Origin of the sequence: Acidovorax sp. 210-6, assembly GCF_010020825.1 — a bacterium.
GTDB lineage: Bacteria > Pseudomonadota > Gammaproteobacteria > Burkholderiales > Burkholderiaceae_C > Simplicispira > Simplicispira sedimenti.
This window is the reverse complement of the sequence record NZ_JAACJE010000001.1, coordinates 2,517,945-2,541,723: the sequence shown is the minus strand read 5'-3', so window position 1 is coordinate 2,541,723 and position 23,779 is coordinate 2,517,945. Positions and strand designations below refer to the sequence as shown.

The following is a 23,779-nucleotide window of genomic DNA, read 5'->3' as shown; positions in this document are numbered from 1 at the left end:
CGTGGGCCGGGCTGTTTCCCGGCGACCACTGCGGTTCTCAGGGCTTCTTGTCGCCGTCCTTGTCGAGCGAGTCCTGCAAGGCCTTGAGCGGGTCGTCGGCAGCGCCTTCCTCGCCTTCTGCAGGCGCACCTTCTGCGCCCGATGCGGGATCTACGAAGTCCGGGGCAGGCACATCGGGCATGGCAGCTTCCATTTCCATCCGCACCTTGTCCAGGTCGTACACCTCTTGCTTGTCCAGGCCGCTGGACACAATGCCCGGAAAGGCAATGATCAAGCTGACCATGATGAGCTGAATCACCACGAATGGGACGGCGCCCCAGTAGATCTGCATGGTGGTGACGGGCGGGATCATTTTCTTGGTGATCCTGTCCTCGTACTCCTTCGCCGGAGCCACGCTGCGCAGATAGAACAACGCAAAGCCAAAGGGCGGGTGCATGAACGAGGTCTGCATGTTCACACCCAGCAGCACGCCAAACCAGATCAGGTCGATGCCCAGTTTCTGTGCCACGGGTGCCAGCAGCGGCACCACGATGAAGGACAGCTCAAAGAAGTCCAGGAAGAACGCCAGGAAGAAGATCATGATGTTCACCACGATCAGGAAGCCCAGTTGGCCACCGGGCAGGCCGGTCAGCAGGTGTTCCACCCAGATGGGGCCATCCACGCCCTGGAACGTGAGGCCGAACATGGTCGCACCCACCAGGATGAACACCACAAAGCAGGACAGTTTGGTGGTGGTGGTCACAGCCTGCTTGAGCAGGTCAAAGCTCAAACGGCGGCGCAGGAACGCAATGATGATGGCGCCCATGGCACCCATCGCGCCACCTTCGGTGGGGGTGGCCACACCCAGGAAGATGGTGCCCAGCACCAGGAAGATCAGCAGCAGCGGCGGAATCAGCACGAAGGTCACGCGCTCAGCCATGCGCGACAGCAGGCCCATGCGGGTGATCCTGTTGACGCTGGCAGCGATGAAGGCCAGGGCCACGCCGAAGCACATGGCAACGACGATGGTTTCATCGAGGGCCACCTTCTCCACGGCTTCACCGGTCCACCAGGTGTGCAGCGCGGCCATGTTCTTGCCCACATAGACGGATGCCGCAGTACACAGTGCCGTGAGCACCAGCAGCGAAGGCAGGCCGGTGTCGCCGTTGTCTTCTTTGAGCGTGCGCGCTTCGGGGGGGAGCGCAGGAGCCCACTGGGGCTTGAAGATGGCGATCAGGATGACATACAGCGCATAGAAGCCGCACAGCATCAAGCCAGGCACAAAAGCGCCCTTGTACATGTCGCCCACCGAGCGGCCCAGCTGGTCGGCCAGAATGATCAGCACCAAGGAAGGTGGAATGATCTGCGCGAGAGTGCCCGAGGCCGCAATCACGCCAGAGGCCAGGCGTCGGTCGTAGCCGTAGCGCAGCATGATGGGCAGGGAGATCAGGCCCATGGAGATGACCGATGCGGCCACCACCCCGGTAGTGGCTGCCAGCAGCGTTCCCACAAAGATCACGGCGAGCGCCAGACCACCGCGCACGGGGCCGAAGAGCTGGCCAATGGTTTCCAGCAGGTCTTCGGCCATTCCCGAGCGCTCAAGGATCAGTCCCATGAGCGTGAAGAACGGAATGGCCAAGAGCGTGTCGTTCTGCATGATGCCGAAGATGCGCAACGGCAATGCCTGCATCAATGCTTCGGGCAGCACATTCAGCTCGATGCCGATGAAGGCGAAGAACAGACCGCAGGCCCCAAGGCTGAAAGCCACGGGAAAGCCCATCAGCAGAAAGACGATGAGCCCTGCGAACATGATCGGGGCGAGGTTGTGAGCAATGAATTCCATGGTGTGTGCCCCGCTCAGTTCTTGTTGCCGGCGGCTTCAGCCAGGCGGCGGATGGACTCGGCGAGCTCTTCCTCGGCCGTCTTTTCCTGTTTCTTGACGGTCGGGTCTTCGATCAGGCCTTGCAGGAACGCGATGCGCTTGATGAGTTCAGACCAGCCCTGGAGCAGCAACAAGCCAAAACCCAGCGGCAACACCAGGTACACGGGCCAGCGGATCAGGCCGCCGGCGTTGTTCGACATCTCGCCCGACGCATAGGCGCGCAGGAAGAAGGGAATGCTGTACCACAGCACCGCCACGCACATGGGCGTGAGGAAGCAGACAAAACCAAAAATGTCGATACCGATCTGCGCGCGTTTGGACAGGCGGCTGGTGACCACATCGATCTTCACGTGTTCACCGTTGAGCAAGGTGTAGCCCGCGGCAATCAGGAACGATGCCGCGAACAGATACCACTGCACCTCCAAAAATGCATTCGAACTGGTGTTGAGCGCTTTGCGCACCACTGCGTTGAGCGCGCTGATCACCGTGGACGCGAGGATCAGCCAGACGACGTATTTGCCGATCTGGGCGCTGAGCCAGTCCACTCCTCTTGAGAACCTGAGTAAAGCCTGCATGGAGTCTCCCATCATCATTAGACATTCAGAACACAGCGCCCCGTCTGATCGACAACACGCAGGGGCGCTTCTGGAATACGGGCGCCATTCTACGGAGCGTCATCAACCGAGTCTGACGGTTGCGTGACGCTTTGCAAGGCTCTTTCAACCTGGATTTGATGCTACATATTTGCTAGCAATCAGGGTAACTACTGAGTGGGTATCGGTCGCGAGCCCAGGGTTTTTTTGGTTACCGAAGCGCCACGTTGACATGCAGTATCTGCTGCCGCAATGAGGGTAAATCGCTAGTTCCTTTAGAGCGCTGGCCCCATCAATCTGAAAACGGCAAATCTATACTGGACCGCAGCGAGGTGTCACCTGTAGGACACCTCTTTTTTTGATGTCGATAGGAGTCAGCCGTCCATGAGCAATGTCCCCCCCGCATCCCTGGCCCTCCAGCGCTTGTACCACTGGGAAACCACGGCGCCCACGCGCGTGGCCCTGACGCAGCCCATGGGCGGCGCCGCAGTTCAGGATTTCACCTGGGCGCAGGTGGGTGAACAAGTGCGCCGTATGGCGGCCTATCTGCAGGCACAGGGCTGGGAGCCTGGTTCGCGCGTGGCCATCCTGTCCAAGAACTGTGCCTGGTGGTTGATGAGTGACCTGGCCATCTGGATGGCCGGCTATGTGTCTGTTCCGCTGTATCCCACACTGGCGCACGATACGGTGCGCCAGATCCTCACGCACAGCGAGGCCAAAGCCTGCTTTATCGGCAAGCTCGACGGCTGGGAAGGCATGAAGCCCGGTGTGCCCGAGGGCATGCCCTGCATCAGCTATCCGCTTTCACCCGCCGACGCCATCAAGAACTACAAGGGCTGGGACGCCATCTGTGCCGGCACGCAACCCCTGCAAGGGCAGCCCACGCGCGGTGCCGACGAACTGGCCACCCTGATCTACACCTCCGGCACCACAGGCATGCCCAAGGGGGTGATGCACAGCTTTGGCAACTTTGCCTGGGCGCTGGGCGCAGGCATTCAGCGCATTGCGATGAACGAGCAAGACCGCATGCTGTCGTACCTGCCGCTGGCACACGTGGTGGAGCGGGTGCTGGTCGAGCACGGCTGGCTGCGCACCGGCATGCACGTGTACTTTGCCGAGTCGCTCGACACCTTTGCGGCTGACCTGCAGCGTGCGCGGCCCACGATCTTCTTCTCGGTGCCGCGCCTGTGGGTCAAGTTCCAGCAGGGCATCCACCACAAGATGCCCGAGCAAAAGCTCCAGCGCCTGTTGTCGCTCCCCCTGATTGGCGGCCTGGTGCGGCGCAAGGTGCAAAAGGCCCTGGGCCTGGATCAGTGCCGCATTGCTGCGGGTGGCGCTGCGCCCATGCCGGTGGCGCTGTTGCAGTGGTACAGCCGCCTGGGCCTGCACATCAACGAGGGCTACGGCATGACCGAGAACCTCGCTGTCTCACACCTCACCATCCCCGGCAAGAACCAACAGGGCAGTGTGGGGCCGGTGTACGATGGGGTGGAGCACCGCATCGACCCGCAGACCGGAGAGGTTCAAATGCGCAGCCCGGCCCTGATGCTGGGCTATTACAAGGAGCCCGAACTCAGCAGCGCCACGTTCACTGCCGATGGGTGGCTCAAGACGGGCGACAAGGGTCGCATTGACGCCCAAGGCTGCCTGCACATCACGGGCCGCGTCAAGGATTTGTTCAAGACCGCCAAGGGCAAGTACGTGGCGCCTGCGCCCATCGAGGACAAGCTGGGTGCGCATGAGGCCGTGGAAGCCTGCGTGGTCACCGGGGCCAATCTGGGGCAGCCGTTGGGCATTGTCATGCTGGGTGCCGAAGCCGCAGCACAGGCGGCCGATGCGGGATACCGCAGCAAGCTGGAGGCGTCGCTGCAGCAGCACCTCAAGCAGATCAACGTGGGGCTCGACCCCCATGAGCAGTTGCAGTGCATCGTCGTGGTCACCACGCCCTGGACCGTGGACAACGACCTCATCACGCCGACCTTCAAGGTCAAGCGCAACCGCATCGAGGACGTGTACGCCGCCAACTATGAGCGTTGGGAGAACTCCGGCAAGAAGGTCATCTGGCACAACGCCTGACCCCAGCCCCGCTCCCCAGTAAAAACGCCCGGCATGCCGGGCGTTTTTACTGGGGGGGCAGGCCGCCGGAATAGGGCGGCTGGGAGTGTTTACTCGGTGATGTAGTTCGACACGATGGTCCAGCGACCGTCATGCAACTGCGACAGGCGCGAGAGGTTGCTGCCCAGGCGCTTTTGCGGGCCGAACTTCTGTACCGAGCTGCCGAAGATGTCGCGCGGAATCTCCATCGTGTCCATGGACTTGATGAAGCTGTCGGTGCTCAGGTTCGGGCCGGCCTTTTGAGCGGCGCGGATGAAGCTGTCGATCGCCAGGTAGCCATAGACGGAGAACACTGCCGGGTCTTCGTTGAAGGCCGTCTTGTATTTGTTGGCCCAGAAGCGGATGGGCTGCGATGCGTCGTCCAGGTAGGGGTTCTGCACCGTCATGGTGGCGTAGAGCCCGTCCATGGCCTTGCCGCCCAGCTTGTGGATCAGGTCGGTGTACGCAGCGCTGGAGCCCAGGAACACCGGGTTGTAGCCCAGTTTGCGTGCGGTGCCAATACCGCCGATGGTTTCGCGAATGATGGTGCCCAGCACCACCATGTCGCACTCGGCGGCCTTGAGCTTGGCCATCTGCGACGAGAAATCGGTGGCGCCACGCTTGAAGGTGGTCTTCTCCACCATGGTCACGCCAATGGCCTTGAGGCCGTCTTCGGCGCCGCGCTGCACCTCCAGGCCGAACTCATCGTCCTGGTACATGGAGCAGACCTTCTTGGCCCCTTTTTCCTTGACCAGCTTGGGCACGGCGGCCTTCATCTGGTCGTAATAGGTCGCTGCAAAGGCGTACTTGAGCTTGTGGAAAGGCTCGTACATTTCTCGCGCTGCCGTCACGGGGAAGAAGTTGATCACGTTCTTCTCGAACTGCACCGGCATGGCGGCCAGGTTCTGGGCCGTGCCCAGGTGGCCCACCATCATGAAAATCTTGTTCTGGTTGACTAGCTTTTGTGCGGCCAGCACGGCCTTCTTGGGGTCGTAGCCGGAGTCCTCGACCAGCAGGTTGATCTTGCGGCCATGCACGCCGCCCTGCTCGTTGACTTCGTTCACGCGCAGCATCATGCCGTTGCGCAACTGCTTGCCAAAGCCCGCCAGAGGACCGGACAGGTCCTGGATGGAGCCGAGGGTGATTTCCGTCTTGCTCACGCCCTGGCTTTCCTGGGCTTGCGCGGTGGGGGCTGCCAATGCCATGGCGCAGGCCAGCGCCGAGAGCAGCCGGGTGTTCTTGAACTTCATGCCTTGTCTCCTTTGTTGTGATGGATAAGGGTCAATACATGGCCTCGATCTGCGCCGCGTATTTCTTTTCAACCAGCTTGCGTTTGAGCTTCATGGTCGGGGTGAGTTCTTCGTCCTCCGCCGTGAGCTGGGTGTCGAGCAGGAAGAATTTCTTGATCTGCTCGACGCGGGCAAACTTCTGGTTCACCCGGTCGATCTCTTTCTGGATCAATTCTTGCACCTCAGGGGCGCGCGTCAAACTGGCGTAATTACTGAAGGGTATGTCCGCATCCTGGGCAAACTTCTCCACGTTTTCCTGGTCGATCATGATGATCACCGTGAGGTAGGCGCGCTTGTCGCCAATCACCACTGCATCGGTGATGTAGGGCGAGAACTTGAGCTCGTTCTCCAGCTCGCTGGGGGTGATGTTCTTGCCCCCGGCGGTGATGATGATGTCCTTCATGCGGTCGGTGATGCGAAAGAACCCATCCTCGTCCACCACACCCACGTCGCCCGTGTGCAGCCAGCCCTCCTGGTCGATGGTTTCGGCCGTCTTCTCTGGCAGGTTCAGGTAGCCCATGAACACGTTGGGGCCGCGCACCAGGATTTCACCCGTGGCCGGGTCCAGCCGCACCTCGTTGAACGCTGCCGCTGGCCCAATGCTGCCGGGCTTGATGCGTGTGGCAGGCACGCCGGTAGAGGCGCCGCAGGTCTCGGTCATGCCCCAGACCTCCAGCATGGGCACGCCCAGCGCCAGGTACCACTTGATCAGCTCGGGTGAGATGGGCGCTGCGCCCGTTACCAGAAAGCGCGCACGGTGGATGCCGATGAGCTTGCGCGCGTTGTTCAGCGCCAGCCAGCGGGCCAGCGCAAAGCGCAGCTTGAGCCCCAGGCCCACGGGCTGACCGGCCAGCACCTTGTCGGCAATGGTGGTGCCCACGCCAATGCTCCAGGCGTAGGCGGCGCGCTGCAGCGCGCTCGATTCCTTGAGCGCAATCATCACGCCGGAATAGAACTTTTCCCACACACGCGGCACGGCAGTGAACACCGTGGGCGCAATCTCGCGCACGTTCTCGGGAATGGTCTCGGGGTTCTCCACAAAGTTGAGCCGCGAGCCGGTGTAGAGCGCAAAGTACTCGCCCCCCATGCGTTCGGCAATGTGGCACAGCGGCAGAAAGCACATGCGCTCATCATTCTCGTCCTGCGCCACCAGCGTGTTGAACCCGCGCGCCGTATAGACCAGGCCCCGGTGGCTGTGCATGGCGCCCTTGGGCTTGCCCGTGGTGCCCGAGGTATAGACCAGGATGGCCAGGTCCTCGGGCTGGCAGGCGGCGCTGCTGCGCTCCACGCAGTCGGGGTGCTCTGCCAGCCATTGCCTGCCGAGCGCGCGCAGGGCGTCGAGCGACATCACGTCCGGGTCGTCCAGATCACGCAGCCCCTTCATGTCGAACACCACGATCTTTTGCAGCAGCGGGAGCTGCTCGCGCACTTCCAGCGCCTTGTCGAGCTGCTCGTCGTCCTCGGCAAACAAGATGCGGGTGGACGAGTCTTCGCACAGGTACTGCACCTGGGAGGCTGCGTCGGTGGGGTAGATGCCGTTGGACACCGCGCCACAGCTCAATACGGCCAGGTCGGCCAGTACCCATTCGACCACTGTGTTGGCCAATATGGAAGCTGTCTGGCCGCGCTGCAGGCCCAGGGCCTGCAGGCCGGCGGCGATCTCGCGCACGGCCTCGGCGGTTTGCATCCAGGTCCAGCTCTTCCAGATGCCCAGCTCCTTTTGCCGCAGCCATACCCGGTCGCCGCGCTGGCGCACCGCGTTCCAGAACAGGGCGGGGATGGTGTCACCGGGCACCACGTCGGCGCGGCCGGGCTGGATTTGGCTCAAGTCCCACAGATTGCTCATAGCTTTACCGCCAGGTTTTCTTCTTCTTCCAGCGTCGCTCGCCGCGCACGCCGGTTTCCTTCATGCCGAGGTAGAACTCCTTGATGTCCTCCTTCTCGCGCAGGCGGGCACAGGTGTCTTCCATCACGATGCGCCCGTTCTCCAGCACATAGCCGTAGTCCGAGGCATTGAGCGCCATGTTGGCGTTCTGCTCCACCAGCAGGATGGTGGTGCCGCGCTCGCGGTTGATGCGCACCACGATCTCGAAGATCTCCTTGGTCAACTTCGGACTCAGGCCCAGGCTGGGTTCGTCCAGCAGGATCAGGTCGGGGTTGGCCATGAGCGCGCGGCTGATGGCCAGCATCTGTTGCTGCCCGCCGGACAGCAGCCCTGCGTCCTGCTGCGCGCGCTCGCGCAGGATGGGGAAGTAGCCATAGACCATCTCCATGTCGCGCGCCACGCCGTCCCGGTCCTTGCGGGTGTAGGCGCCCATCAGCAGGTTGTCGTGCACCGACAGCAGGGGAAACACCTCACGCCCCTCGGGCACATGCGACAGGCCCTGCTGCACGATGAGCGCCGGGTCCAGGGCGGTGATGTCCTTGCCCTGGAACTCCACCGAGCCCTTGCGCGGGTCCAGAATGCCCGAGATGGTCTTGAGGATGGTGGTCTTGCCCGCCCCGTTCGAGCCCAGCACGGTGGCAATCTCGCCGCGCCGCACCTTCAGGCTCACGCCACGGATGGCCTTGATCGGGCCATAGGCGCTCTCCACGTTCAGCAGCTGCAGCATGGGGGGCTGGGCGCTGTCGTCGCGTTCGGTCAGCGTGCTCATGCGGCCCTCCGCAGCGAAGACACATCGTCCACCGTGCCCAGGTAGGCCTCCACCACCGCGGGGTTGGTTTGCACCTCGCGCGGTGTGCCCATGGCCAGCACCTCGCCTTGGTTCATGGCCAGAACGCGATCCGATACCTTGGACACCAGCGACATGTCGTGCTCCACCATCAGCACCGTGATGCCCAGCTCCTGCTGGATGTCCTGGATCCAGAACGCCATGTCGTCGGTTTCCTCCACGTTCAGGCCGCTGGACGGCTCGTCCAGCAGCAGCAGCTTGGGTTCAGTGCACAGCGCACGTGCCAGTTCCACCACCTTGCGCACGCCGTAGGGCAGGCCGGCCACCATGGTGTCGCGGTAGTGCTGCAGGTTGAGCAGGTCGATGACCTCCTCGGCCTTCAGGCGCGAGTGCAGTTCTGCCTCGCGGGCGGTGCGGGTGAAGAACAGGTCGTGCACAAAGCCTGTGCGTCGGTGCGTGTGGCGCCCGATCAACAGGTTGTGCAGCACAGTCGCGTGCTCGAACAGTTCGATGTTCTGGAAGGTGCGCGCAATGCCCAGAGCCGCAATCGCGTGCGCAGGCTCGGCGGTGAGCTTGCGGTCCTCGAACCAGATCTCGCCCGTCGTGGGCTGGTAGATGCGGCTGATGAGGTTGAACACCGTGGTCTTGCCCGCGCCATTGGGACCGATGAGCGTGAACACCTCGCCCTTGCGCACCTCGAAGCTCACCTGGTTGACGGCCAGCACGCCGCCAAAGCGCACGCTCAGATCGTTGGCTTTGAGAAGAACATCCGTCATTTGAGGCGATCCGATTTTTGGAAAGACTTCTGCCGCTTGAACATGCCCTTGCGGTAGAACGGGAACAACTGCAACCAGGTGCGCACCTTGAGCCAGCGGCCGTACAGGCCCATGGGCTCGAACAGCACAAAGGCAATCAGCACCAGGCCGTACACGGCCGCCTGCAGGCCCGGCGCCTGGCCGATGGCGGCAGGCAGGTAGTCCTTGACCATGGCAATTGCCTGCGGCATGGAGATCAGGAACAGTGCCCCCAGGAACACGCCATGCACCGAGCCCAGGCCGCCGATCACGATCATCAGCAGCAGGTCGATGGACTGCAGGATGTTGAACTGATCGGGCGAGATGAACTGCAGCTTGTGCGCATACAGCGCCCCCGCCACGCCCGCCAGCGCGGCAGACAGCGCAAACGACAGCGTCTTGTAGTGCGCCAGGTGGATGCCCATGCTCTGCGCCGAGATCTCTGAATCGCGGATGGCCACAAAGGCCCGCCCCGTGGGCGAACGCAGCAGGTTCAGCAGGCCCAGCGTGGCCAGCACGGTGATGCACAGGCAAAGGAAGTAGAACGTCTCCCCACCCGAGAGCGACCAGCCCATGATCTGCGGTGCCTTGACGTGCAGGCCCGCGTTGCCCCCGGTCACCGACTCCCAGCGTGCCAGCACCTCCTCGACGATGAAACCAAACGCCAGCGTGGCCATGCCCAGGTAGATGCCCTTGACGCGTAGCGCGGGCAAACCCACCACCACGCCCACGGCGGCAGACAGCCCCGCTGCACAGGCCAGCGCCAGCAAGAACGGCCAGCCCGCCGCCAGCAGCACGGCCTGCGTGTAGGCCCCCACGCCCAGAAAGGCCGCATGGCCCAGCGAGAACTGGCCGGTAAAGCCCGCCAGCAGCATCAGCCCCAACCCGGCGATGGCATAGATGAGCACAAAGGTCAGTTGTGCCAGCCAGTATTCGGCCAGCAGCCAGGGCGCTGCCAGCAGCAGCAGCGACAGCAGGCCGTACCAGAACACATGGCCGGGGTGCTTGGCCAGGCGGATGTCCTGGCGGTAGTCGGTTTTGAAAATGAAACGCATGGTGTGTGGGGGTCAGACTTTCTTGCGCAGCTTCTCGCCAAACAGCCCGTTGGGCCTGACCATCAGCATGATGAGCACCACCACATAGGCGGCCACGTCCTTGATGCCGTCGGGCAGGTAAAAGCCCGCAAAGGACTCCACCAGCCCGATCACCAGCCCGCCCACGATGGCGCCCGGCAGGCTGCCAAAGCCCCCTACCACGGCGGCCGGAAAGGCCTTGAGCCCGATGAACCCCATGTTGGCGTGCACAAAGGTAATGGGTGCCAGCAGCAGGCCCGCGATGGCGGCGACCGCAGCCGCCAGTGCCCACACCAGGCCATTGAGCCTTTGCACCGGAATGCCCATGTAATAGGCCGCCAACTGGTTTTGCGACGAGGCCTGCATCGCAATGCCCAGCTTGGTGAAACGGAACAGCGCATACAGCAGCACGCACAGCACGGCCGTGGCGGCAATGATGACGAACTGCTCCACGTTCACCACCAGGCTGCCCACCGCCCAGATCTCGTCCTTGTAGGGCACGGGCAGCACATAGGTCTCGGTGCCAATGCCGGGGATCATGGTGATGAGCCCGCGCGCCGTGTAGCCCACGCCAATGGTCAGCATCACGATGGAGAACGCCGGTTGGCCCAGGATGGGGCGGATCACCACCCGCTCCAGCCCCATGCCCACGACGGCCATGGCCGCAATGGCACTGGGCACGGCCAGCCAGAACGGAAAGCCCATCAGCGTCATGCAGGCCAGGCCCAGAAAGGCGCCCAGCATCATCAATTCACCCTGGGCAAAGCTCACCGTTTCGGTGCCCTTGTAGATCAGCACAAAGCCCAGCGCGATGAGGCCATAGATGCACCCCTGCGCCACGCCGCTGATCATCAACTGCAGAATCTGCACGCTACCGTCTCCTTGTGTGATGCGGTTGGTGCATGGTTTATAGCGGCGGCCTCCCGGCTTGTCGCTAAGGGTTTTCCGTTGGAACTTCTGGTGTGCTGTCTCGCACGAGACAGCGCGGCAAACAGCGTCAGACCGCGAAGCGCGCCCGCAGCGCCTGGCCAAAGGCTGCCGTGCCGCACAGTGTGAGCGTCAGCGTCAGCCGTGCGGGCAGGGGGCTGGCGGGGGTCAGCACCACGCTGGCGCTGGCCGCGTCGTAGTGCAGTGCGCACGGAGCAGCGCCTTCTTCGTGCAGGCTGTGCAGCGCCCAGTCCCAGTCGCCGCCTTCGTCCAGCGGCGCGGGCCTGCCGCCAAAATCGCGGTGCGCCCAGCGCAGCACCTCGGCCACCTCGGCCAGCAGAGCGCTCAGGTGGGTGGGCGTGACCGACGCCATGGCGTCCCAGGTGCCATTGCCATCGTCGTCTTCGCTGTAGTCAAAATCGAGGTAGTGCAGGGCCATGCGCGGCATTGTGCGCCCGGCCCACACACAGAACAGGAAACATGAGCATGAACAACGCAAGCGCCCTGCTGCAGGTGCAGGGCCTGACCTTCAGCCATCCGGGCAGGCCGGTGTTTTTGGACTGGAGCGCCTGCGTGGGTGCGGGCGCCACGCTGGTGTGTGGTGGCGAAAGCAGTGGCAAGACCACGCTGTTGCGCCTGCTGGCCGCAGAGCTGCCGCCCAGCGCGGGCAGCCTGCGCTTGGGGCTGGTGGCCCTGGCCGATGCGCCGCAGGCCTACCGCCGCCAGGTGTTCTGGGCCGACCCGCGCTCGCCCGCCATGGACGCATTGATCGTGCGGGCCTGGCTGCAAGGCCTGCCCGCGCAGTACCCCGACTGGAACGCACCGGCGCTGGCCACGCACCTGGACGGCTTTGATCTGCACCCGCACCTGGACAAGGGCTTTTACATGCTCTCCACCGGCACCCGCCGCAAGGTGCTGATGGCCGCCGCCCTGGCCTCGGGGGCGCCGCTCACACTCATCGACGAACCTGTGGCCGGACTGGACCGCGCCTCGATACGCTACCTGTGCCAGGCGCTGGCCGACACGGCGCAGGCGCCCGACCGCGCCCTGGTGGTGGCGCACTACGAGGCGCTGGACGGCGTGCCCTGGCGTGCGGTGATCGAATTGCCCGAGCTGGACTGATGGCCTCCCTTTGGCCATCCCTGCTTGTGGCTTTAAAATGCAAAGTCACTCGAAAGAACCGTCATGGCCGCAGCCATGAAAGGCTTTCATTCTTGAAACCAAAGGTGGTGAAGATGAACAAGCCTTTCATTTCTCTGTGTCCAGAGATCTCCCGGGCAAACGCGTTGACTCTGATGGACTGGCTGGAGGACGAAGACGTCACCCGCTATCTGAGCGACTCGCGCCATGTCTCCCGCTTCATCGAGCAGGTCATCGGGCGCGTCCAGTTGCCCATCCTGACCCATCTGTTCAACCAGGGCGGCCGGTTCTTCATGGCCTACGACCGGCATGACGTGCCCGTCGGCTTTGTGCGCCTCGTCAAGGCGGGCACGGACTGCGAAATGGTCCTGGTCATCGGCAATCGTGACAACTGGGGCCGCAAGCTCGGGGCCAGCGCCATCCGCGAAGGCATGAAGCTTGCCTTCTTCGACATGCGGGCCGAGAGACTGATCGCCAAAATCCACCCGGACAACGCGCGGTCGCTCAAGGCCTTCCTGCACAGCGGCTTCTTGCCGGACAGCGAAACGCCCACCATGAAGTCGCTCGCCATGAGCTCGGAGCGCTATCTCCGGCTCCTGCGCGAAAGCCCTGCGGTGCACACCTCTGACATCTACATCACCGAGTTCGACAAGGCCAGGCTCAGAAGCCTGGTCGAATTCGAACGGGGCTCGGACATCTTTGAGCTGGAACACGAGATCGAGCGTGCCATCGTCGTCGATCCATGGAATGTGGCGGAGGACGTCGTCACCATGAACTCCAAGGCCTTGCTGCAGGTGGACGACGAGGAGCTTGAAGTCGCGCTGGTGTACCCCGAGGATGCGGACGACCGCGCCGGAAAGCTATCGGTGTGCTCTGGCATCGGCACGGCGATCCTGGGCTACCGAGAGGGCGATGCCTTTGACTGGCGGATTCCGAACCGAACCTGCCACATCCGAATCGAAAAAGTGCTGTACCAGCCGGAAGCTGCGGGCGATTTCCATCTTTAGGGCCTGTTCGCACTGGCAAAAATAGTGTGAACAGGCCATAGGCTGGGGCCCAGCGCAAGCACTTTCAGAGCAGCAGAAAGGCGGTGGCCGCCACCGCCGTGGGGCCCAGCGCGCCCAGCAGCAGGCCGCCCGCGCCAATGGTTTCGTCTGCAAAGCCGCGCTTGAGCAGCGCCACGCCAGCCGGGTTGGGTGCGTTGGCAATCACTGTGAGGCCGCCGCCAGCCACGGCCCCGGCCACCAGCATGTATTTGGCGGGGTCGGAGATGCCTTCGATCAGCGAGCCCAGGTAGGTCAGCGCCGCGTTGTCGGTGATGGCCGTGAGGCCCAGCGCGCCCGCGAACAGGGCCAGCGGCTCCAGGCCCGAGACGATGGGCTGCAGCCACCATTGCTGCATGCCGCCCAGCACCACCAGACCGGCCAGGAAGAAGCCCACGAGCAGCGCCTCCTTCAGGATCAGCGGGCTCTGGTGGCGCTCGTAGGCCTGGGCAAAACCCAAAAACATCAGAAACAGGCCGAGGAACACCACCGGATGGTGCGCAAACAGCACCACCCCGGCCAGCAGCAGGATGTGCACGCACGCCACGGCGGCGGGCACCGGGGGCTGGGCCTGACGGCCCGCCTCCAGTGCGCTGGCGTGCGGCAAGTGCCTGCGCAGCACAAACGTGCAGGCGGTGGCATTGATCAGCACGGCCACGGCGGCCTTCCAGCCGAAGGTGGCGAGCATGAAGGCGCTGTCCCACTGCCAGGTGCTTGCCACCATGAGCACGGGCGGCGCGGCATACGAGGTGAGCGTGCCGCCGATGGACACGTTGACGAACAGCACGCCCAGCGCCAGGTACTTGAGCCGCTCGGGCACCCCGGTGCGGAAGATCTGCGGCGCCAGCATGAGTGCGGCGATGGTCATGGCCGCGGGCTCGGTGATGAGCGAGCCCAGCAGCGGCACGGCAGCCAGCCCCAGCCAAGCGTTGGCCATGGGGGTGGGCAGGGGCAGCCAGCGCGCCGCGGTGTCCACCAGGGCCACCACGGTGCGCAGCACGGGCCGCGAGGCGGCGATGACCATCACCACGAAGACGAACAGCGGCTCGGTGTAGTTGCGCGATTCGGCGTACTGCAGCGCCTGCGCGCCGCCGCCCACCAGGGCCATGGCAACGATGAGCACCATGGCCCAGAAGCCGAACACCACCTCCACCTCGCCCAGCAGGTGGAACAGGCCCGCATGGCGCGGAAAGCGGTGCGAGAGCCGCTCGAACTGCTTGGTGGAGAAGGTGTGGAGCAGGGCGATGCCGAACAGGGCAGCGGCAATCCAGTGCAGGGGGGTGGGTTCCATGGGGTCCAGTCGCGGGCAAGCCGCGCGGCGGCCCGACCAGCGCATGAACCTGTCGCGCCCTTGCGGCGCGTACACCCAGCCTGAATTTTACCCGCCAGGTGTTTGGCGGGTGCGTGCGGGGGCTTTGTTCAGCGTGGCCTTACATGGCCTTGAACAGGTGGGCGTAGAGGCGGCTCACGGCCAGTGTTTCGGGCCGCTGGCGCAAGGCCAGATGCAGGCGCCCGGCCTCGTCGCGCGTGACGCTGGCAATGGCACTGGCGCGCACCAGCGTGCCGCGGTGCACCTGCCAGAACTCGGACGCGTCCAGCTGGGCGGCGAGCTCTTTCAGCGGGGTGCGGATCAGGTACTCGCGCCCGGCGGTGAGCACGCGCACGTACTTGTCGGCGGCCTCGAAGTAGAGCACCTCGGCCACGGGCACCAGGTGGATTTGGTTGCCGCTGCTGGCCTGGATGACGGTGAGCGGCGCGGATGGCGGTGCAGGTGCGGCCAAACCGGGCGCGGCCATCAGGTTGCGCAGTTGGACCAGGGTTGCTTCTAAATTGATAGCTGCTGGCGCTTGTGGGGTAAGCGATAGCTGCAGTTTTTGCACTGTTTTTTTCAGGCGCGCGGGTTGCACGGGCTTGAGCAGGTAGTCCATCGCCTGGGCCTCAAAGGCCTGCACGGCGTACTGGTCGTAGGCGGTGACGAACACCAGGGCCGGAAAAGGCTGATCGGCGGGCCAGGCGTCGGCCAGTTCGGCGGCGGCGTCCAGCCCGCTCTGGCCAGGCATGCGGATGTCGAAGAACAGCACCTCGGGCCGCAGCGCAAGCGCCTGGCGCACGGCAGACAGCCCATCGCCCACGGTGGCCTGCACCTGCAGTTCGGGCCAAGCCTGGGCCAGGGCCTGCTGCAGGGCGGCGGCGAGCAGGGGCTCGTCTTCGGCAATCAGGGCGCGGGGGGCGGTCATGGGTTTGTGGATTTGTAAGGAAATTGGACTCTGGCGCACGTCCCGCCTGCGGGTTGCGCTATCAATTCAATAGTTCCCTGGTCCCCGTACAAGGTGCTCAGGCGTTCACGCACCTGGGCCAGGCCAAAACTGCGGCCCGGTGCACTGGAGGTGGCGGGTGCGCCCGCCGCCAGGCCCGCGCCGGTGTCGCACACCTCCAGTACCAGCCGCTGGTTGGCGTCGGTGCATGCACGCACGGTGATGCGGCCACCTTCCACCTGGGGCTCCAGCCCGTGGCGGATGGCGTTTTCCACCAGCGGTTGCAGCAGCAGCGGGGGCACGGGAATGGCGTGCAGGGCCTCGGGCACTTCCAGTGCATAGGCCAGGCGCGGCCCCATGCGCACGGCCATCAGCTCCAGGTAGTCGCGCAGGCGGTCCATCTCGTCGGCCAATGGGTGCAGCGTGGCACGCGATGCGCTGAGTGTGGCGCGCAGGTAGGCAATCAGGTGGTCCAGCATGGCCTGGGCGCGCGCGGGGTCGCTGGCTACCAGCACGCGCAGGTTGGCCAGGGTGTTGAACAGCATGTGCGGCTCCAGCTGCGCCTCCAGCAGCTTGAGGCGCGCTTGCGTGGCCTCGTGCTGGGCTTGGGCCATGTGCCGTTGCAGGTGCTCAGCCTTGGCCCGGCTGTAGAAGAAGAACGAGATGGCGATGCCCGCGACCACGGTGATGACCAGGGTCGCAGGCCCGGCCCGGTGGTGCCACAGGGCTTGGCTCGCGCCGCTGTAGGCGTCGCCGACCAGCCCGCCGACACCAAAGCCCGCCAGGGTGCCCACGGCAATCAACGCCAGGCCCCGCCAGCCGTGGGGCCAGCCGGTGCAGTCCGCCCCGGTCAGCAGCATGCGGCCCAGGTCGATGACCAGCCAGGACACCAGCCCGATGGCCAGCGAGTACACCAGTTGCACATCCCACGGGCCATGGCCCGCCAGGGTCAGGGCCAACGCGATGGCGCAGCAGAACAGCGCGGACAGCAGGCCGTGGCGCAGCAGGGGGCGGAGTTCGATGGATGTCATCTCGGGCAAGGGGCGGGCTGGCGCGATTGTGCGCCAGCGTGGTGGGTGTCAGTGGCTTTGTTGGCGTTGCAGCGCGGTGCGCTCGCGCTCCAGCAATTGGCCGTAGAGCGAGCCACCGGGCAGCGCCAGCCAAACGGCTGCGCCATGGATCAGCAGCCCCAGCCCCCAGCCCAGCGCCGGAAAGGCGGCCCAGCCCTGGGCGTGGCGCGCAGCCACCAAGGCCAGGAACAGGTTGACCAGCAGGTACACCGTGGCATGGATGTACCAGCCCAGCTTGGCCTTGGCGCGCTTGTGGGCCAGGCGTTCGGTGGCGTCCTGGGCGGAGGGGAGGGGGTGGTGGGACATGGTGTTTCTCCTACATGGGGGCCTTGGGGCCTGGGCGCCACTGTGCCCGCAGGCCCCAGTCGCGCCAAGCGCCGTGCGACGCAATGCCCTTGTGTGGGAGCCAAGTGCTTGCTGGACGGCGTGAGCGGCGGCGGCGGGCTTTCTAGAATCCAGCCCATGCAATCCAAAACCTATGCCGCAGCAGGCATTGCCCTGGCCCTGGCGCTGGGCGGGGCCATGTGGTGGTACACCCGCCAGGCCGCCCAGGCGCCGCAGTACCGCACCGCTGCCATCGAGCGCGGCGCGGTGGTGGCGTCGGTGCAGGCCTCGGGGCAGGTCATGCCGGTCACCCAGGTGTCGGTGGGCACGCAGGTGTCGGGCCAGATCCGCGAGCTGTTTGCCGACTTCAACTCCGAGGTCAAGGCGGGCCAGATCATTGCGCAGATCGATCCGCAGCTCATCGAGTTCCAGGTGCGCCAGGCCCAGGCCGATCTGGAGGCCGCGCGCTCGCAGGTGCTGGTGGCGCAGGCCAACGTGCTGGCCAGCGAGGCCACGGTGTCGCGCGCGCAGGTGGATCTGGCCGAGGCCGGGCGCGACCTGCGGCGCAAGACCGACCTGGTGGCGCAGGGCTTTATCGCCCAGAGCGAGGCCGAGCGCGCCCAGGCCCTGGTGCGCACCAGCACCGAGGCCTTGCGCGCGGCGCAGGCGCAGGCCGCCATCACCGCCGCGCAGGTGCAGGCGGCACGCTCCAGCGTGCGCCAGCGCGAGGCGGCACTGGCGCAGGCGCAGACCAACCTTTCGCGCACACGCATCACCTCGCCGGTGGATGGCATCGTGATCAAGCGCGCGGTCGAGCGTGGGCAGACCGTGGCGGCCAGCCTGCAGGCGCCCGAGCTGTTTGTGATTGCACAGAACCTGCGCGACATGCGCGTGGAAGTGAGCGTGGACGAAACCGATGTGGGCCGCATCCGCCCTGGGCAGGCGGCGCGCTTTACCGTCGATGCCTTCCCCGGCGAGACCTTTGACGGCCAGGTGGACCAGGTGCGCAAGGCGGCCATTGCGGCCAACAACGTGGTCACCTACGTGGCGGCGGTGCACTTTGCCAACCGCGACGGGCGCCTGCTGCCCGGCATGACGGCCAATGTGCGCGTCGTGACCGAACAGCGCGACAGCGTGCTCAAGGTGCCCAACGCCGCGCTGCGCGTGCGCCTGCCCGGCGTGGAGCCCGTGCCCACAGCCGTGCAGAGCGCTACAAAAAATATAGCTACTGGCGCACAAAATACGGGCGCTACAGGCCAAAAAGATGCAAAATTTGCCAAGCCTGCTGCGGGCGCACGTGGGCGCCTCCACGTGCTGGACGAGGACGGCCGGCCGCTTGCGTTGCAGGTGGCGCTGGGCCTGAGCGACGGCAGCCACACCGAGCTGCTGCCCACGCCCGAACAGGCGGTGCTGCTGGCCGAGGGGCGCCAGGTCATCACCGGCGTGGCCAGCCCGGCCAGCAGTGCCCCGGCGCGTAACGGGGCGCCGCGCCTTTCTTTCTGAGCAAGGCTTGCGCATGGCTCCACCCCTGATCGACGCGCAGGCGCTCACCAAGGCCTACGCCATGGGCGGGCAGACCGTGCACGCGCTGCGCGGCGTGTCGCTGCAGATCGACGCGGGCGAGTTCGTCGCCATCATGGGCGCCTCGGGCTCGGGCAAGTCCACGCTCATGCACATTCTGGGTTGCCTGGACCTGCCCGACGGCGGCAGTTACCACCTGGCGGGCGAGGCCGTGCATGCGCTGGCGCCTGATGCGTTGGCTGCCATCCGCAACCGGCGGATTGGCTTTGTGTTCCAGCAGTTCAACCTGCTGGCACGCACCAGCGCGCTGGAGAATGTGGAACTGCCCCTGGTCTATGCCGGTGTCAAGCCGGCCGAGCGCCAGGCCCGCGCCCGCGCGGCGCTGGCGCGCGTGGGCCTGGCCGAGCGCGCGGCGCACACCCCCGCGGAGCTGTCGGGCGGGCAGCAGCAGCGCGTGGCCATTGCGCGCGCCCTGGTCACGCAGCCCGCGCTCATCCTGGCCGACGAGCCCACGGGCGCACTCGATTCGCAGACCTCCGAGGACACCATGGCCTTGCTGGCGCAGCTCAACGCCCAGGGCATCACCGTGGTGCTGGTCACGCACGAGCACGACGTGGCCGCCTGGGCGCGCCGCTGCATCGTGCTGCGCGACGGCGCCATCGTGCAGGACCAGGCCCAGCCCGGCCATGCACAGCAGGCGGCTACCAGCGCGGCGCTGCCGCAGGGGCGCGCATGAACCTGCACACCGCGCTGCGCGCTGCCCTGCGGGCGCTCACGGCCAACCTGCTGCGCAGCGTGCTCACCATGCTGGGCATCATCATTGGTGTGGGCGCAGTCATCACCATGCTGGCCGTGGGCCGGGGCGCGACCGAGCGCGTGCAGGAACAGATCAAGGGCCTGGGCTCCAACATCGTGCTGGTGGTGCCCGGCAGCCTGAGCGCGGCCGGCGTGCGCCTGGGGGCGCAGACGCGCTCGCGCTTTACCGAAGAGGATGCCGAAGCCCTGGCCCGCGAGGTGCCCGAAGTGCAGGTGGCCGCGCCCTCGTCGCGCACCACGGCGCAGGCGGTGGCGCAAAGCGCCAACTGGAACACCACCATCTTCGGCACCACCAACGACTACCTGGAGGCGCGCGAATGGCCGCTGGCCGCGGGCCGCCTGTTCGAGGCGGCCGAGCAGCAGGGCTCGGCCAAGGTCGCCTGGCTGGGCCAGACTGCTGCGCGCGAGCTGTTTGCCGACGACGACCCGCTGGGCCAGACGGTGCGTGTGCGTGGCGTGCCCTTCACCGTGGTGGGCGTGCTGGCCGCCAAGGGGCAGAACGCCGTGGGGCAGGACCAGGACGACATCGTCATCGTGCCCATGTCCACCTTCCGCAACCGCATCTGGAATGCGGGCGGCAACGTACGTCGCATCTGGTCCATCCACGTCAAGGTGCGCGCCGGGGCCGACATGGCGCGGGCCGAGGAGTCCATGCGCACGCTGCTGCGCCAGCGCCTGCGTGTGCCCGAGGGTGGCGACGACACCTTCAGCATCCGCAACCTGTCGGAGGTGCTGCAGGCGCAGGAAGAGTCGAGCCGCGTGATGACCGCGCTGCTGGCCGCTGTCGCGGGCGTGAGCCTGCTGGTGGGCGGCATCGGCATCATGAACATCATGCTGGTGAGCGTGACCGAGCGCACGCGCGAGATCGGCCTGCGCATGGCCGTGGGCGCGCGTGGGCGCGACATCCTGGCGCAGTTCCTGATCGAATCGGTCACGCTCAGCCTGGTGGGAGGCGCCATCGGCGTGGCGCTGGGCGTGCTGGCCACCTGGGCGGTGGAGCGCGCTACCGGCTGGAGCGCCGTCATGGAGCCCTGGTCCGTGCTGCTGGCCGTGGGCTTTGCGGGTCTGGTGGGCGTGTTTTTTGGCTATTACCCGGCGCGGCGTGCGGCGCGGCTGCAGCCCATCGTCGCGCTGCGGCACGAGTGAGCATCTCGGCATGCCAACGCAGGCTTGCGGGGGGCGAGTTCGTACAATCCGTTGCTTCTTGACTCTCAGGGCAAACACAAGCCCGTCGTATGGAAATAGCAATACTGTTTGCCCTCATCTGTCTCAACGGTCTCTTTGCCATGTCGGAGATCGCTTTGGTCACGGCGCGCAAGGCGCGCCTGCAGAAATTGATTGATGAGGGCGACAGCGGTGCGGCCGCTGCGGTGAAGCTGGGCGAAGACCCCACGCGTTTCCTGTCCACCATCCAGATCGGCATCACGTCGATTGGCGTACTCAACGGCATCGTGGGCGAGGCTGCCTTGGCCGGCCCCCTGGCCGCATGGCTGGGTCTTGCAGGGGTGCCGTTGCCCTATGCCGACTATGCGGCCACCGGTCTGGTGGTGGTGGTGATCACCTATTTTTCCATCGTGGTGGGCGAACTGGTGCCCAAGCGCATTGGCCAGTCGTACCCCGAATTGTTTGCGCGGTTGGTGGCACGGCCCATCCACCTGCTGGCGGTCGCCACCAAGCCTTTTGTGATCCTGCTGTCCACCTCCACCCGCACGTTGTTGCGTTTGCTGGGGGTCAAGGAGACCAGCGGCAGCCCCGTGACCGAGGAAGAGATCCACGCCATGCTCGTCGAGGGCACGACGGCTGGTGTCATCGAGTCGCACGAGCACACCATGGTCCGGAACGTGTTCCGGCTTGATGACCGGCAGATTGGCTCCCTGATGGTGCCGCGGGGCGACGTGGTGTGCCTGGACATGGATGCGTCGTTTGAAGAGAACCTTCAACGCATCGACACATCGGACCACGCGCGCTTTCCGGTGGTGCGCGGCGGCATGGACAATATTCTGGGCGTGGTCAATGCCCGGCAGTGGCTCTCGCGCAGGCTCAAGGAACACGGGCACGGGCTGGCGGACCAGCCCCTGCAGGCGGCGCTGTACGTTCCGGAAACCATCACCGGCATGGAGTTGCTGGACAACTTTCGTCTGTCGGATGTGCACATGGCCTTCGTCATCGACGAGTACGGCGAAGTGCAGGGCATTGTCACGCTGCAGGACCTGATCGAAGCCATCACCGGCGAGTTCCAGCCCCGCGATCCGGAGACCTCGTGGGCCGTGCAGCGTGAGGACGGAAGCTGGCTGCTCGATGGGCATATTCCGGTGCCCGAACTCAAGGACCGCCTGAACCTGGACAGCGTTCCGGAAGAGGAGCGCGGCCGCTACCACACCCTGAGCGGCATGCTGATGCTGCTGACGGGACGGCTGCCCAAGGAGACCGACACCGTGACCTGGGAGGGCTGGACCTTCGAGGTGGTGGACATGGACGGCAAGACCATCGACAAGATCGTGGCCACCCGGCAGATCCCGGTCAGCGAGCTGTGATCGTTGGCGGGGGCAGGGCGGCTCCCAGCGGACATAATCCGCGCTTTCGCATTGATTGAACAAGGACGCGCGTGGACATCGTATTGCTGGTCAAGGCCGCCATCATGGGTGTGGTCGAGGGCCTGACCGAGTTTCTTCCCATATCCTCCACGGGCCACCTGATCCTGGCGGGGGCCTTGCTGGGTTTTGATGATGCCAAGGCCAAGGTCTTTGACATCGCCATCCAGACCGGGGCCATCTTTGCCGTCATCCTGGTGTACTGGCAGAAGATTCGTGCCACCTTGGTGGCACTGCCCAGCCAGCGCAGTGCGCAGCGCTTTGCGCTCAATGTGCTGATTGGTTTTTTCCCGGCGGTGCTGTTGGGGCTGCTGCTGGGCAAGGCCATCAAGGCGCATTTGTTCACGCCCACCGTGGTGGCCAGCACCTTCATCCTCGGCGGCTTCATCATCCTGTGGGCCGAGCGACGCCCGCAGTCGGCCACGCGCATTGCCGAAGTGGACGACATGGGGCCGATCGATGCGCTCAAGGTGGGCCTGGTGCAGTGCCTGGCGATGGTGCCGGGCACCAGCCGCAGCGGTGCCACCATCATTGGCGGCATGCTGCTGGGCCTGTCGCGCAAGGCAGCCACGGACTATTCGTTCTTTCTGGCCATTCCCACACTCATCGGCGCCGGGGTGTACAGCCTGTACAAGGAGCGTGAGCTGCTGCAGGTGGCCGACCTGCCCATGTTCGCCGTCGGGCTGTTCTTTTCGTTTGTGAGTGCCTGGCTGTGTGTGCGCTGGTTGCTGCGCTATATCAGCACGCACAGCTTTGTGCCCTTTGCCTGGTACCGCATAGCCTTTGGCCTGCTGGTGCTGGTGACGGCCTGGACGGGATGGATTCCCTGGAGCGCCTGATGCCCTTGGATCGGTTGATAATCTCCACCATGCAACGCTCTATCACCTGTGCTCCCTGGGCCTTGGCGCTGGGCCTGGCGCTGCCTGCGCTGGCGACGGCGCAACTGCGCATGCCCGTACCCGAGGAAAGTCGCTCTGGCTACACCTGGTCGCTGGGGGCGTCGATCAGCAACGGAGCCAGCTATCCCGGCAGCACCGAGCGCAGCACGGGCATCCGGCCCGTCATCGGGCTGGAGGTGGGGCGTTTCACCCTCAGCTCGGGCGGCGGTGGTTCTTTGCTGGACTTTGACCTGGACGCACGCGACTCCGGCGTGACCGCCAAGCTCCTGCAGTGGGAAAACCTGCGCCTGAGCGCCGGTCTGCGCATGGATGGCGGCCGCAAGGGCAGTGACGAGCCGATGCTCCAGGGCCTGCCCGACGTGGAGCGCACCTTGCGCGGGCGCCTGAGCGTCATCTATGACTTCAACAAGCATGCCTCGGTGCGGTCCACCCTGAGCCAGGACCTGCTGGGCCGCGATGGCGGGGCCACGCTCCAGACCACGGCGCGCTATGAAATCCAGGTCAGCCCCTACAGTGAAATCGCTTTTGCCCTGGGCTTCACGCTGGCCGACAGCACCTACATGCAAGGCCGCATGGGCGTGCCGCTCAGTGCCTCCGGGGTGAGCACACCTTTGCCCGCCTATGTGCCGGGGGGCGGGCTTTTCAGCCAGGACGTGGGGCTGGAGTTCAAGAGCGCGGTGTCTGACCGCTGGGTGGTGTTTGGCGGCGTGCGCTATTCGCAACTGCGTGGCAACGCCCGGCGCAGCCCGCTGGCGGTCAAGCCCGACAACTACGGCATCAGCCTGGGCCTGGCCTACCGCTGCTGCCGCTGAGGCTC

At 65.2% G+C, this 23,779-nt stretch carries 22 protein-coding genes; 9 read left to right on the top strand and 13 right to left on the bottom strand.

The annotated features are described in order from the left end of the window. Nucleotides 1-37: 37 nt before the first annotated feature. Nucleotides 38-1,822, bottom strand: a complete 1,785-nt coding sequence (locus GWK50_RS11705; protein ID WP_162016673.1) for a TRAP transporter large permease subunit — start codon at nucleotides 1,820-1,822, stop codon at nucleotides 38-40. Nucleotides 1,823-1,836: 14 nt separating this feature from the next. After that, nucleotides 1,837-2,436 carry a TRAP transporter small permease subunit gene (locus GWK50_RS11700; RefSeq protein ID WP_162016672.1) on the bottom strand — a complete coding sequence of 200 codons (600 nt, stop codon included), beginning with the start codon at nucleotides 2,434-2,436 and terminating at the stop codon, nucleotides 1,837-1,839. Nucleotides 2,437-2,838: 402 nt separating this feature from the next. Here GWK50_RS11700 and GWK50_RS11695 point away from each other — a divergent pair, with 402 nt between their 5' ends. Further along, the gene (locus GWK50_RS11695; protein WP_162016671.1) at nucleotides 2,839-4,530 is read left to right on the top strand and encodes an AMP-binding protein; all 1,692 of its coding nucleotides are present in this window, start codon (nucleotides 2,839-2,841) and stop codon (nucleotides 4,528-4,530) included. Between the two features lie 89 nt (nucleotides 4,531-4,619). On the opposite strand, the gene GWK50_RS11690 is transcribed toward GWK50_RS11695, so the two are convergent. The 7 genes from GWK50_RS11690 to GWK50_RS11660 form a co-directional block, all read right to left on the bottom strand. Beyond that, nucleotides 4,620-5,798, bottom strand: a complete 1,179-nt coding sequence (locus tag GWK50_RS11690) for an ABC transporter substrate-binding protein (RefSeq protein WP_162016670.1) — start codon at nucleotides 5,796-5,798, stop codon at nucleotides 4,620-4,622. Nucleotides 5,799-5,829: 31 nt separating this feature from the next. Then, nucleotides 5,830-7,683 carry a long-chain fatty acid--CoA ligase gene (locus GWK50_RS11685; protein WP_162016669.1) on the bottom strand — a complete coding sequence of 618 codons (1,854 nt, stop codon included), beginning with the start codon at nucleotides 7,681-7,683 and terminating at the stop codon, nucleotides 5,830-5,832. A gap of 4 nt (nucleotides 7,684-7,687) precedes the next feature. After that, a complete protein-coding gene (locus GWK50_RS11680; RefSeq protein WP_162016668.1) occupies nucleotides 7,688-8,491 on the bottom strand; it encodes an ABC transporter ATP-binding protein in 804 nt (267 codons plus the stop codon). Then, nucleotides 8,488-9,285 (bottom strand): ABC transporter ATP-binding protein, encoded by a 798-nt coding sequence (locus GWK50_RS11675; RefSeq protein WP_162016667.1) that lies wholly within the window; start codon nucleotides 9,283-9,285, stop codon nucleotides 8,488-8,490. Before GWK50_RS11675 ends, GWK50_RS11680 begins: the two co-directional genes overlap by 4 nt. Next, nucleotides 9,282-10,358: a branched-chain amino acid ABC transporter permease gene (locus GWK50_RS11670; RefSeq protein WP_162016666.1), complete on the bottom strand. Its 1,077-nt coding sequence runs from the start codon at nucleotides 10,356-10,358 to the stop codon at nucleotides 9,282-9,284. The genes GWK50_RS11675 and GWK50_RS11670 overlap by 4 nt, the downstream gene beginning before the upstream one ends. Before the next feature lie 12 nt (nucleotides 10,359-10,370). After that, on the bottom strand, nucleotides 10,371-11,246 hold the full coding sequence (locus GWK50_RS11665; protein WP_162016665.1) for a branched-chain amino acid ABC transporter permease: 876 nt from the start codon (nucleotides 11,244-11,246) through the stop codon (nucleotides 10,371-10,373). A 127-nt stretch (nucleotides 11,247-11,373) separates the two neighbouring features. Continuing rightward, nucleotides 11,374-11,742 (bottom strand): hypothetical protein, encoded by a 369-nt coding sequence (locus GWK50_RS11660; protein ID WP_162016664.1) that lies wholly within the window; start codon nucleotides 11,740-11,742, stop codon nucleotides 11,374-11,376. 47 nt (nucleotides 11,743-11,789) lie between these two features. On the opposite strand from GWK50_RS11660, the gene GWK50_RS11655 reads away from it, so the two are divergent. Both GWK50_RS11655 and GWK50_RS11650 read left to right on the top strand, forming a co-directional pair. After that, nucleotides 11,790-12,425, top strand: coding sequence for an ATP-binding cassette domain-containing protein (locus GWK50_RS11655; protein WP_242455362.1), 636 nt, complete (start codon nucleotides 11,790-11,792; stop codon nucleotides 12,423-12,425). 113 nt (nucleotides 12,426-12,538) lie between these two features. Next, a complete protein-coding gene (locus GWK50_RS11650) occupies nucleotides 12,539-13,450 on the top strand; it encodes a GNAT family N-acetyltransferase (protein WP_162016662.1) in 912 nt (303 codons plus the stop codon). Between the two features lie 64 nt (nucleotides 13,451-13,514). Here GWK50_RS11650 and GWK50_RS11645 read toward each other — a convergent pair whose 3' ends face one another. From GWK50_RS11645 to GWK50_RS11630, 4 genes are all read right to left on the bottom strand, one after another. Beyond that, on the bottom strand, nucleotides 13,515-14,777 hold the full coding sequence (locus tag GWK50_RS11645; protein ID WP_162016661.1) for a putative Na+/H+ antiporter: 1,263 nt from the start codon (nucleotides 14,775-14,777) through the stop codon (nucleotides 13,515-13,517). 139 nt (nucleotides 14,778-14,916) lie between these two features. Continuing rightward, nucleotides 14,917-15,723 (bottom strand): LytTR family DNA-binding domain-containing protein, encoded by an 807-nt coding sequence (locus GWK50_RS11640; RefSeq protein WP_162016660.1) that lies wholly within the window; start codon nucleotides 15,721-15,723, stop codon nucleotides 14,917-14,919. Next, complete coding sequence (locus tag GWK50_RS11635) at nucleotides 15,720-16,772, bottom strand: histidine kinase (RefSeq protein ID WP_162016659.1); 1,053 nt, start codon at nucleotides 16,770-16,772, stop codon at nucleotides 15,720-15,722. Before GWK50_RS11635 ends, GWK50_RS11640 begins: the two co-directional genes overlap by 4 nt. Nucleotides 16,773-16,820: 48 nt before the next feature. Continuing rightward, complete coding sequence (locus GWK50_RS11630; protein ID WP_162016658.1) at nucleotides 16,821-17,117, bottom strand: 2TM domain-containing protein; 297 nt, start codon at nucleotides 17,115-17,117, stop codon at nucleotides 16,821-16,823. Between the two features lie 156 nt (nucleotides 17,118-17,273). On the opposite strand from GWK50_RS11630, the gene GWK50_RS11625 reads away from it, so the two are divergent. The 6 genes from GWK50_RS11625 (at nucleotide 17,274) to GWK50_RS11600 (ending at nucleotide 23,774) form a co-directional block, all read left to right on the top strand. Beyond that, nucleotides 17,274-18,638, top strand: a complete 1,365-nt coding sequence (locus GWK50_RS11625; RefSeq protein ID WP_162016657.1) for an efflux RND transporter periplasmic adaptor subunit — start codon at nucleotides 17,274-17,276, stop codon at nucleotides 18,636-18,638. Between the two features lie 61 nt (nucleotides 18,639-18,699). Further along, a complete protein-coding gene (locus GWK50_RS11620; RefSeq protein WP_347339554.1) occupies nucleotides 18,700-19,392 on the top strand; it encodes an ABC transporter ATP-binding protein in 693 nt (230 codons plus the stop codon). Then, complete coding sequence (locus GWK50_RS11615) at nucleotides 19,389-20,618, top strand: ABC transporter permease (RefSeq protein WP_162016655.1); 1,230 nt, start codon at nucleotides 19,389-19,391, stop codon at nucleotides 20,616-20,618. Before GWK50_RS11620 ends, GWK50_RS11615 begins: the two co-directional genes overlap by 4 nt. Nucleotides 20,619-20,707: 89 nt before the next feature. After that, complete coding sequence (locus GWK50_RS11610; RefSeq protein ID WP_162016654.1) at nucleotides 20,708-22,006, top strand: hemolysin family protein; 1,299 nt, start codon at nucleotides 20,708-20,710, stop codon at nucleotides 22,004-22,006. Between the two features lie 71 nt (nucleotides 22,007-22,077). Then, a complete protein-coding gene (locus tag GWK50_RS11605) occupies nucleotides 22,078-22,902 on the top strand; it encodes an undecaprenyl-diphosphate phosphatase (protein ID WP_162016653.1) in 825 nt (274 codons plus the stop codon). A 29-nt stretch (nucleotides 22,903-22,931) separates the two neighbouring features. Beyond that, on the top strand, nucleotides 22,932-23,774 hold the full coding sequence (locus GWK50_RS11600; protein ID WP_162016652.1) for a MipA/OmpV family protein: 843 nt from the start codon (nucleotides 22,932-22,934) through the stop codon (nucleotides 23,772-23,774). The last annotated feature ends 5 nt before the right edge of the window (nucleotides 23,775-23,779 follow it).